This is a genomic window from Paenibacillus rhizoplanae, assembly GCF_042684125.1.
GTDB classification, from domain to species: domain Bacteria; phylum Bacillota; class Bacilli; order Paenibacillales; family Paenibacillaceae; genus Paenibacillus_AQ; species Paenibacillus_AQ rhizoplanae.
The window spans coordinates 45487-55750 of sequence record NZ_JBHUKY010000013.1 but is presented as its reverse complement, the minus strand read 5'-3'; the positions used below and the strand labels follow the sequence as shown (position 1 = coordinate 55750).

The 10264-nt window shown below is 53.8% G+C and carries 8 protein-coding genes and 1 pseudogene; 3 read left to right on the top strand and 6 right to left on the bottom strand.

Annotated elements, in window-relative coordinates; genetic code table 11:
- From ACFSX3_RS05090 to ACFSX3_RS05080, 3 genes and pseudogenes are all read right to left on the bottom strand, one after another.
- A partial coding sequence (locus ACFSX3_RS05090; protein ID WP_379312679.1) for a transposase occupies positions 1 to 793 on the bottom strand: 793 nt, incomplete at its 3' end.
- A pseudogene (gene tnpA / locus ACFSX3_RS05085) lies at positions 765 to 1120 on the bottom strand (IS200/IS605 family transposase). The gene ACFSX3_RS05090 and the pseudogene tnpA, both read right to left, overlap by 29 nt.
- Before the next feature lie 139 nt (positions 1121 to 1259).
- Positions 1260 to 1478: an HAD-IIB family hydrolase gene (locus ACFSX3_RS05080; protein ID WP_379258330.1), complete on the bottom strand. Its 219-nt coding sequence runs from the start codon at positions 1476 to 1478 to the stop codon at positions 1260 to 1262.
- Between the two features lie 296 nt (positions 1479 to 1774).
- Here ACFSX3_RS05080 and ACFSX3_RS05075 point away from each other — a divergent pair, with 296 nt between their 5' ends.
- Complete coding sequence (locus tag ACFSX3_RS05075; RefSeq protein WP_209992871.1) at positions 1775 to 3016, top strand: DUF445 domain-containing protein; 1242 nt, start codon at positions 1775 to 1777, stop codon at positions 3014 to 3016.
- 100 nt (positions 3017 to 3116) lie between these two features.
- Here ACFSX3_RS05075 and ACFSX3_RS05070 read toward each other — a convergent pair whose 3' ends face one another.
- The 3 genes from ACFSX3_RS05070 to ACFSX3_RS05060 form a co-directional block, all read right to left on the bottom strand.
- Positions 3117 to 3443 (bottom strand): P-II family nitrogen regulator, encoded by a 327-nt coding sequence (locus ACFSX3_RS05070; protein ID WP_036695584.1) that lies wholly within the window; start codon positions 3441 to 3443, stop codon positions 3117 to 3119.
- A 285-nt stretch (positions 3444 to 3728) separates the two neighbouring features.
- A complete protein-coding gene (locus ACFSX3_RS05065) occupies positions 3729 to 4835 on the bottom strand; it encodes a glycosyltransferase family 4 protein (RefSeq protein ID WP_209992872.1) in 1107 nt (368 codons plus the stop codon).
- Positions 4836 to 4939: 104 nt separating this feature from the next.
- A complete protein-coding gene (locus ACFSX3_RS05060; RefSeq protein ID WP_209992873.1) occupies positions 4940 to 5767 on the bottom strand; it encodes a hypothetical protein in 828 nt (275 codons plus the stop codon).
- 302 nt (positions 5768 to 6069) lie between these two features.
- Between ACFSX3_RS05060 and ACFSX3_RS05055 the strand changes: the two genes are divergently transcribed.
- A complete protein-coding gene (locus ACFSX3_RS05055) occupies positions 6070 to 9543 on the top strand; it encodes a PAS domain S-box protein (RefSeq protein WP_209992874.1) in 3474 nt (1157 codons plus the stop codon).
- Complete coding sequence (locus ACFSX3_RS05050) at positions 9540 to 10166, top strand: C39 family peptidase (RefSeq protein ID WP_209992875.1); 627 nt, start codon at positions 9540 to 9542, stop codon at positions 10164 to 10166. Before ACFSX3_RS05055 ends, ACFSX3_RS05050 begins: the two co-directional genes overlap by 4 nt.
- The last annotated feature ends 98 nt before the right edge of the window (positions 10167 to 10264 follow it).

The following is a 10264-nucleotide window of genomic DNA, read 5'->3' as shown; positions in this document are numbered from 1 at the left end:
GTTTCTCTAGCTTGATGACAGACACCTTTTCTTGAATCGCCATATTCACGATCTGGCGGCTGATTTTGTGATTCTGATCTTTCATAAAACGACTTTCCTTGTCGGTCTGTTTACGGATCGCGGATAACTTTTTAAGTTTTCCTAATTTGCGGCGATAGCTGCTGTACTTACGGCGAACAAATTTGTTTTTACGTCCATTTCCGCAAAATTTGGTCTTGCCGCTAGAGGTTACGACAACAGCAGGAACTTTCAAGCCTAGATCAACCCCCATCACTTCATGACCATCGGCTTGTTTGGTCGGTCGTTCGATTGAAATTTGAACAAACCATTTCGCTGATTTTTGAACCACACGCAGAATTCCAAGCTTCCCATTCGAAAGCATGTCCCGCTCCCGATCCGAAAGAAGCGCAGGGACCACAAGACGTTGTACTTTTCCATCCAGGATCACCGGGAAAGAAATATTGTTGCCCCAAATCGTATAATTTTGATTGTTCACGTAGTACACCCTCTTTTGGAGAAGAGGCCGCTTCTTCGTTTTCTTGAACCGCTGAAATAGGCTTTTGGCGTCTCGAATCACTTGATTCTTTACGGCAGAGGGTAGATTGGCACGAACGGTTTTTGAAGTTAGTTTCGGAAACGTTCCAGACCTTTCTGCTTGCTCCGTTAGTTCGTTGACGGTTCGAATGTATTCGCCCCCCATATCCACCAATACAGACGGATCGGTTGGACAAATGCGTATTTGAATCGTTACGGTTTGCAGGGTCTCACCCCCTCTTTTTTTGTTTTTCAACATATTGTTTGATCGTTTCGCTTGAAACGTTCCCTGCCGTACTGACCAAGTAGGCACGAGTCCAGAGGGAAGGCAAGTGGTTCAAGTGCTTAAATTGTTCACGGAGGCGCTGAGAAGTGATTCCTTTCAATTTCGCCATAAGTTCTGCGGGAGAATCGGTTGGCAGTGCGTTTAGAAAAATATGCACATGATCAGGCATGACCTCCATTGCGAGTAGCTGCCAATCCTGTTCGGCACATATCTCCATTACAATTTGCTTAAACTAAATCTCCACTTGATCGACTAGCACTTTACGTCTGTATCTTGGGCAAAAACAAAATGATAGTTAATTAATGATAAGGTAGTTTTGGTATTTCTGTAGGATTGTCAATTTTGACAGCATAAGGATGTCCCTTAAACAAAGACGATTCAACCCACCCCTAAAGGAGTGGGCGTTCTCGACTGATTTCTGTAATACAATTCAGGAATTTCATTCAGCCAGCGTGATCACAGCACCGTTAAGACTCACCACAGGGCACTCCAGATCAGCCAGCCGCAGCTGCCGCTCAGCGTCCATGTAGGACCGGCCTGTAGCGATAATCACGATATGCCCCAGGCGCTGTGCTTGAAGAATAGCTTCTTTGTTCTCGTTGCTGATTTCACCCTCCGCATTGAGCAGTGTTCCGTCCATATCCAGTGCAATAAGCATGTGATTGATCTCCTGTTCTATCTGTTTATTGTAGTTTCCCCTTCAAGGGCGCGTAGGCTTTGCCTGTATTTTATCATTATTTACTCGGAAACTTAAAATTAAAGTGTTCATCTATAGTATTACAGAACAGCCTCCTGCTGCATACAGCGTGACGGATTTTCAGAAAAGAGTACTCACGTGGTACAATGTAAGGCAGACCTGTAACCTGACAGCCTGGTTCGTCTTCTGCATGTGAAAGGGACGGTGCCCGGGATGCTAGCGGCATGGGGTCGCTATGTAAGGGGGAAAAGATACTGATGAAATCCAGAAATTTAGCTACGATCTCTCTGGCTATTATGGCCTGCGGCTTTCTGTTCACGTTGTTTCTGCCGGAGAATCTGGCAGTTATTCTGCTGAGAGGGGGCTTCGAGGCAGGTCTGGTCGGAGGAATCGCCGACTGGTTTGCTGTGACGGCGCTGTTTCGTCACCCGCTGGGCCTTAGAATTCCGCATACCTCGCTGCTGCTGAAGAACCGGGATAAGCTGATCCAATCCCTGATCTCTGCGATGGAGAATGAGCTGCTGAACAAGGAGAGCATTGAGAATAAGCTGCGTACCTTCAATATAGTCTCGCTCGGAGCTGCCGTGCTGACCCGGTTCTTCTCCAGAAAAAAAGCGCGGCAGGAAGTGCTGGAGCAGCTGAAGGGCTTCGTACTGCGGCTTCCGGTAGAGCAGGCCGTTCCGTATATTCAATCGGCAGCGGCAAGCTATCTGCGTGAAGCTAAGCTCGGAGTCGCCGCAGACACTATTGCCACCAGCCTGATGAATGAGGGCAAGGACATTGCAGCCCTTGATTTTGCGCTGGAGGGGATCTCCGCCTGGAGCGGACGCCCGGAGACGCGGGCCATGCTGGGCAAGATTGCAAGTGAGAAGCTGGCTGAGGTAAAGCTGGGCGGACTGAAGGGGATGGCCTTCCAGGCCTTCGTCGGGTTCGTGGATGCCGATATGCTGGGGGAAATGCTCCAGGGTATGGTGCAGTCAACGATCCGTGACTTTAAGGAAGAGGATAGCCCCTACCGGGAGGAGGTCATCCGGGAGATCCGGGTGGCTCTGTTCCAGCTGCTGAGCGATGAAGAACGGATTGCCTCGCTGAAGAATTGGGCACTGAATGAGCTTCAAGGGGAAGCGGCCGCCGCATTTGTGCTGCAGCAGCTGCAAGGGCTGCGCGGCAAGGCGGTTACGCTGCTGGAAGAGGACCGGGGCCGGGGCGGGCGCAAGCTGTTCTCGCTGTATGCCGCGCTGGTCCGGCGGGTTAGCCAGGAGAAGGAATGGATTCAGACCTCGGAGGACCGGATTCGCGGGACGCTAATCTCCTTCGTGGAAGCTAATCATTACCGGATCGGGCAGCTGGTTAAGGAGAACCTTGATCAGATGGACGATGCCGCTCTGGTGAATATGCTGGAGGAGAAGGTCGGCAAGGATCTGCAGTGGATTCGTGTCAACGGGGCCGTCTGCGGCTTTGTGGTCGGGCTGGTGCTTACTGTCATCCAGCTGATCTGAGATTGCTATATCAGGAATTCATAAAGGCAGCAAGGCAGTCCCCGGTCGTCCGTGATGACGGAGAGCGGGGGGATGCTTTGCTGCCTCTTTCATAGACGCCCTATAGCTGGTTCTTGCCGTTGCTTATGGTGAAAACCTCCTGTACCGGCAGGACAAAGATTTTGCCGTCGCCGAAGGAGCCATGCTCACCGGATCTGGCCGTACGCATAATAATGCTGATGACGTCATCTTTGTCTTCATCCTGAATGACGATCATCAACAGTTTTTTTGAGATTTGATTGTAATGGTTGGTTCCGACCTGAATGCCCTTTTGCTTGCCGCGCCCGAGCAGATCCATTTTGCTGATGGAGGGGAAGCCGGCCAGCAGCAATTCGGCCATCACGTCATCCGCTTTCTCAGGTCTTACGATAGCTTTGATCATTAACATAACGATGCACCCTTTCTACAGCGAATAATAGGTTGTAGGGGGTTGCCAATATCTCGGTGGCTTACTGTACAGTGCATTTGTTTAATGGCAACGCTTACACGTGTAGTATATTATTAACTCTCGGCTGCATCCTGCGAGAAGGATCACAAAATCCGTATGACACATTGTCGCATCTTGACTGGGCTTACAGTTCGGCACTGTCCGCCCTCGAGGAAAGCACTGTAAGGTAAAGTGTTATGCCCTTTCATTAACCTGAGTAGCCCTCAAGCAGAAAGCCTCCTCTGGTTACCGTGATCCCGCCAGCTTCAAATAAATATTCTCCAGCAGCTCTGCGGTGTGCTGCCACTCATACATCTGCAGCGCATCGCTTCTTCCCTGTAGTCCGATCCTGGCGGCAAGGTCCGGATTGCGGCCGATCTGCAGCATACGGCTGGCAAAAGCAGCAGGGTTCCTGTACTGCTTCACCAGATAGCCGTTACGGCCCGAATCGATAATCTCCCGGATTCCGCCGTTGCTGGAGGCAATAACCGGCAGCCCCGAGGCCATAGCCTCCACATTCACCAGTCCGAAGGCTTCATGCTGCTGGGAGGGGCAGATGAAGCAGTCGGCGGCTTGATACATACTATGGATATCCTCATGAGGAATATTGCCGAGAAAAGACACCTGTACGCCGAGACGCCGGGCAAGGGCTCTCAGCTGCCGGAGATATGGCGGCTTCCCCTTGCCTGCAATCAGCAGCCGGGCAGGCATATGCCGGTTCAGGCGGTGCATGGCGCGGAGCAGTACAGGCACTCCCTTGCGCGGAATGACCCGGCCTACGAACAGGACTGTGAAGCCGGGGCCAATACCATGCAGCGTGCGCAGACGCGCCTTCTCCTGCGCAGACACAGGGGTGAAGCGCGACAGGTCTGCTCCCAGAGGAACTACGCGGAGCTTGCTGCGGATGCCGGGGAATCTCCGGATAAGCCGCTGCTCCAGGGAGCTGCTGTTGACCGTGACGGCATCGGCCAGGGCCAGGCTGCGGGAGATACCGGGCTCCTGCGGGACGAATGTGAGAGAGTGGAGGAATATCAGCACCGGAGTGCCGGGGTACTGCCGCTTCACAGCCGCCGCCAGCCGCGGCCGGTTATCGATCTGAATAAGGTCGAACGGCTCGGCAGCTTCCAGGAACGTAAGAACGGAGCTGCGGTACCGGGAAGGGGTGCCTGAGGGCAGCCGGATGAACTTGACCTGCTCTATCTCTTCCGTGTCAGGAAGCCCAGTGGCTCTTCGGCTCACAATGGTTACCTTATGTCTCTTGGCCACCCTCCGGGCGATATTCCAGATGCAAATCTCCACCGAGCCGTCCCCGGGAACCGTGAACTGCTCCGGTGCAATCATGCAGATGTGCATTGTAGCTGCTCCTCCCGCTGCATAGTAGATAGGGTTCTTAACCTAACATATGCGTTCAGGCGTGCAGAAGACACAGGAGCAAGCAGGGAGCGGCCATCTGCGGCTTAGCTGCCTGTCTGTCTAAGCGTAGCGGCAATGACTCCGGCAATCGTCTGCTCATACTCCAGGATCTTCAGCTTCCCCGCCGCGATCTGCTTGTACCCGGAGACCATAGAAGATAAGGATTGTCCGGCAAGAGCCGGATTCTGCTTGCGGATGGCCGCTTTGAAGTCGCTCCAGTCTGCCGTTAGCCGCTTGTTCAGGGCAGAGCCTGCGCTTTTCTGTGACTTGATTAAGCTTTGCGGTCTGTCAATGCCGGCCAGGGTCCTGCGGGCGGCGGCCATCCGGCGCGTACGGGTATCCTTGGCGGCCTTGAGCAGCGCTTCTTTGTCGCGGATCTCCTGGCGGGCCATCTGGACCAGCAGCTTCATGGCTTCCGACTGGGCCTTCAGCACGGAATTCAGCGTCTTGTCCTTCAGTCTCTTGAGCAGGGAGATCCGCTTGTTCAGCGCGCTATATTGATCGAACAGCGGCTGATAACGCTGCTTGGCACTGCTGACGGCTGCGCTCAGCCGGGTAATGGAAGCCTGATCCATATTCTTGATGGACTCACGGGCTGCATTCAGCGCTTCTGCATTCTGATCATGAAGCGTCCTGATCTGCACCTCCCGGCTGTCATACCCAGCAGACAGGGCGGTCAGCTCTGTGAACTGGCTCTTCATCCGTGCGCGTGAAGTGCTGTCCGCCTTAGCAGCAGTCAGGTCAAAGGAAGCCTGAACCGATGAGGTAATCACCGTCGCCGCTGCCGAAGCTGGACCGGCCGGGAAGCTAAGGGTAAGGACAATCAAGAGGGACAGCAGCAGCAGACAACTGGGCTTATACAGTTTGTTCATTACATTCCTCCGCTTGTCTCCATGTCCCGAAACACAAAGAAAGCACCCGCAGTAAAGGCCAACAGGCCTCTATTACGGGTGCTTCCAGCGTAATGAGTCACGAAGATAGTTTTGCTTTTTATTATAGAGATAATGTCTTAATTTTGTCAATATTATCAATTTTAACTTATGAGCATCAAGGGGGAGGACGTTCATTTCAATCCGTGACAGTCTTATCGTATACTGTGATGGAAGAACGGCAAGTGAAGCACAACAGAGGGTCTGCAGAAGCGACAGCCCCAAGATGAAGGAGGCCTTAGGTGATGGATAACCTGGCTAGTAATAACAGCATTCTCGATCAAACCTTCCAGTTATCTCCGGTGGGGATGGCTGTATGGTCTCCGGAAGGAGGCAGATGGATGAAGATTAATCCTGCTTTTTGCAATATGCTGGGCTGTACTGAGACTGAGTTTCTCTCAGGGACTCTATCGGGGGCTGGCAGGGTTCTTCAAGATGAATTCTCTATTCAGCGAATCGGGACAGAGCTTGCACAGCAGCAAGGACAGCCTCTCCAGGTGGATCAGCGGTTCTCCGGCCGTGACGGGCATCCGTTCTGGCTCTCCCTGACCTTCATTCCGGCGCAAGAGGAGCCATCCGGCCGGACTGTTATTGTATATGCACAGGATGTAACAGACAGTAGAATTGCAGACCAGCTAACCGTAGACAGCCGCGATCTGTACAATTTATTCATAAAAGACGATCAGAGCATGATCTCCTTCTCCCTGCCGGACGGGACGATAACATTCATATCGCCGTCCTCCTATTCCCAGATCGGGTATCATCCGGAGGAGGTTATCGGCAGGAACCGCGCAGAATTCTATCACCTGGAGGATGTTGAAGCCGTCAACAGCTCCGGCGGCTTGCTGAAGAACGATATCTCCATCCGCCGCCTGCGCCACAAGGAGGGCCAGTATCTATGGTTCGAGACATCCTTCCATATGATCCGGGGCGAGAAGGGTGAAATCACACGGATTATGGGGATCGGGCGTAACGTGACCCGGCGCAAGCATAGCGAGGAGGCCCTTGCGTCTGCGCAGCGGGTGGCGCGAATAGGCTCGTGGGGCTGGGATCTGGTGAAGGGCAGAATCACATTCTCCGAGGAGCTGCGGCGTATTCTGCAATACAGCGTGGAGACAGGCCAAGTGAATCAGGAGGCCTTCCTGGCACTGGTCCATCCTGAAGATGTCCGGATTCTGCAGGAGGCTGTAGAACGGGCTAAGGGACTAGGGGAGCCGGGTAATACGGCCTATCGGATGATTTTGCCGGATGGGGAGGTCCTGATGGTGCATGTGCAATGGGATGTCATCCCGGGTCCGGAAGGCCGGCCAGCCCAGCTGTTCGGCATGATGCAGGATATTACCGAGCGTATGCATATGGAGGAGCAGCTGCGGGAGAGTGAACGGAACTTCCGGCTGATGTCGGAGAATTCCCTTGACCTGATCTCCCGTCATGCGATTAAGGACAGCATCTTCCTGTATTGCTCGCCGGCCAGCCGGTCGCTGCTCGGTTATGAGCCTGAAGAGATGATCGGCACCAGTGCCTACGATTACCTGCATCCCGATGATCTGGAGATGATTCTGAATCAGATGGCGGAGAGTGAAGATTCGGGATTGATTCCCCCGGCCTCCTACCGCTACCGCCACAAGAACGGTACCTATGTCTGGTTTGAAACGAACAGCCGTTATATTTTTGATGCGCAGGGCCGGAAGACAGAGATTATTGCGGTAGGCCGTGACATTACTGAACGTAAGCAATTCGAATCGAAGCTGCAGGAGAATGAGCAACGCTACAAATCCCTGTTCGAGTATAATCCTGCGGCGGTGTATTCCATGAATCTGCAGGGGGACTATCTGACGGCGAATGCCAATCTGGAGAAGCTGACCGGCTACTCGCTGGAGGAGTTGCTGGGGAATTATTTTGGACCGCTGGTAGCTGACAAAGATATTCAAAAGACGCTGCATCATTTCACTCTGGCCAGCCAGGGAGAGCCGCAGAGCTACGATCTGACGCTGATCCATAAAGACGGGCATCCGGTGGAGATCAATACGATTAATATTCCTATTGTTGTGGATCATCAGGTGGTAGGGGTATATGGGATCTCCCGCGATATTACAGATCATATCAGGTACACGGAGCAGATCGAGAAGCTAAGCAATGATTACACCCTGATTCTCAATGCCGTGTCCGAAGGGATATTCGGTCTGGACAACGAGGGACGGGTCACCTTTATTAATCCTGCGGGGGCGCATATGCTGGGCTTCGAATGTGATGAGATTGCCGGGCATCCTTACCTGGACCCCATCCAGCAGACCGCGCTTGACGGCAACCATTACCGGCCGGAGGAGTCTCCGCTGATGCGGGCAGTCCGGGCAGGAGAAGCCCATCAGAGCCTGGATGCGGTGCTGTGGCGCAAGGACGGCTCCAGCTTCCTGGCCGAGTACCAGGTTACCCCTCTGTTCGACAAGGGCGAGCGCAAGGGAGCGGTCGTTGTCTTCCGTGACACTACCGGGGAGAAGGAGATTATCAGAGCCAAGGAGCTGGCGGAGAAGGCGGACCAGGCCAAATCGGAATTTCTCGCCATCATGAGCCATGAGCTGCGTACACCGATGAACGGAATTATGGGCATGACCGATCTGCTGAGTGAGACGGAATTGACGGAAGAACAACGGGGATATGCCCAGATTATCAGCGAGAGCAGTACATCCCTGTTATATATTCTTAATGAAATTCTGGATTTCAGCAAAATCGAAGCCGGTAAAATGACGCTTACCCACGAGCCGGTAAGTCTGGCGGAATTGCTCGACAATATCACGGAGCTGTTCATGCCGAAGGCCCGTGAAAAGAATATTGAGCTGTCCTGCCGCATGGCTGCGGATGTGCCGGAGCTGATTATGGGAGATGCGGCCCGGCTGCGCCAGGTGCTGGTGAATCTCGTCAGCAATGCCGTGAAATTCACTGAGACGGGACAAGTCTCCATTCTGCTGAGCAGAGAATATAGCAGGGACCGCAGGAAGCTGACGCTCAAATTCAGCGTGGCTGATACAGGTATTGGCATCCCTCCTGACAAGCAGCCGCTGCTGTTCCAGTCCTTCTCGCAGCTGCACCCGTCCATTAACCGCAAGTATGGGGGAACCGGCCTGGGCCTGGCGATCTGCAAAAAGCTGGTGGAGCTGATGGGCGGTGCCATCACGGTCGAGAGTGTCGTCGGGGAAGGATCTAATTTCTATTTCATCCTGCCTGTAGATATGGAGCTGGAACTGGAAGGCAGCTGGGAGGATACGGTGCTCGTCTCTGATCCGGCGCCGGCCTCTGAACAGATTAGTATCCCGGAAGAAGGCGAATCTGCTGCTGAATTCGGGCCTCTACGTATATTGGTGGCGGAGGATCATCCGGTGAATCAGAAGCTGCTGGTGACTATGCTGGACAAAAGAGGCTATGCCGCCGATCTGGTCGATCATGGCGAAGCGGCGGTGCAGGCAGTGCTCCGTGAGCGGTATGATCTGGTATTCATGGATGTACAGATGCCGGGGATGAGCGGGCTTACGGCAACGGCCAGAATCCGCGAACAGGCGCCTGCCCCGCACCAGCCGTATATTGCAGCTGTGACAGCGTATGCCAGAAAAGAGGACCGGGAACGCTGCTACGCGGCGGGCATGGATGACTTTGTCAGCAAGCCGTTCCTGGCTGCCGATATTGACCGGGTGCTGGAGCATTGCAGCCATAGGGTATCCCTATGAGCCGGACGCCTGCCGGGGAGCGGCTGAAGGCGAAGGCGTATACACAGTGGGAGACAGGCGTAGCCTCGCCTTCTTCAGCCTGCGGGCCGGCGACCATGGCCGCTCTTCTGGAATATTGGCATTCGCAAATGGGCCGGACGTTTATTCCGGGTATCCGCCATTTTGATTCCATGGCCGCGCATATCAATTACATCTACACCCATCATGGCGGGACGCCGTGGGGCATGAGCACACGCGGCTTTGTCAGAGGCCTCCGGGCGTGCATTGGCGCGGCCCTGCCGCTTTTAAGTAACCGCTCCGACCTGATTAAGATATCCGTGTTCAATGATATCGGGCGCTACCGGGCCGAGATTAATGCCGGGCGTCCGGTCGCGCTCAAATTCGACAAGTGGTTCAGCCTCCGTTGGCGGGGCAGATATGCGTACGACTATCATTGGGTGCTGGGAATCGGTTATGAGGATGAGGAGGACGGCTCCTGCACGCTGATTGTCCATGACAACGGGATGCAGCATCCGGGCGGCGGCTATACGCCGGGCAGAGAACGGCAGATCTCCTATTCAGCGAATAAAAGAATACTTACGATGGTGTCGCTTAACCTGCCGGAATCTCCAGATGTGCCTTGACAGACAAGCAGGAGCCAGTCTGCTTCAAGATAGTGGCCGGGCCGGGGCAGGGTATCTCCTGTGTCCCGGTCTTTTTGAAATATAGAATTTATATGTTG

What these genes read in the sequence shown, in the direction of transcription:
- ACFSX3_RS05080 (WP_379258330.1), bottom strand. Translation starts at nt 1,478, where the DNA reads ATGCTTATTGCACTGGATATGGACGGAACACTGCTCAATGCGGAGGGT.
- ACFSX3_RS05075 (WP_209992871.1), top strand. Translation starts at nt 1,775, where the DNA reads ATGAAATCCAGAAATTTAGCTACGATCTCTCTGGCTATTATGGCCTGC.
- ACFSX3_RS05070 (WP_036695584.1), bottom strand. Translation starts at nt 3,443, where the DNA reads ATGTTAATGATCAAAGCTATCGTAAGACCTGAGAAAGCGGATGACGTG.
- ACFSX3_RS05065 (WP_209992872.1), bottom strand. Translation starts at nt 4,835, where the DNA reads ATGCACATCTGCATGATTGCACCGGAGCAGTTCACGGTTCCCGGGGAC.
- ACFSX3_RS05060 (WP_209992873.1), bottom strand. Translation starts at nt 5,767, where the DNA reads ATGAACAAACTGTATAAGCCCAGTTGTCTGCTGCTGCTGTCCCTCTTG.
- ACFSX3_RS05055 (WP_209992874.1), top strand. Translation starts at nt 6,070, where the DNA reads ATGGATAACCTGGCTAGTAATAACAGCATTCTCGATCAAACCTTCCAG.
- ACFSX3_RS05050 (WP_209992875.1), top strand. Translation starts at nt 9,540, where the DNA reads ATGAGCCGGACGCCTGCCGGGGAGCGGCTGAAGGCGAAGGCGTATACA.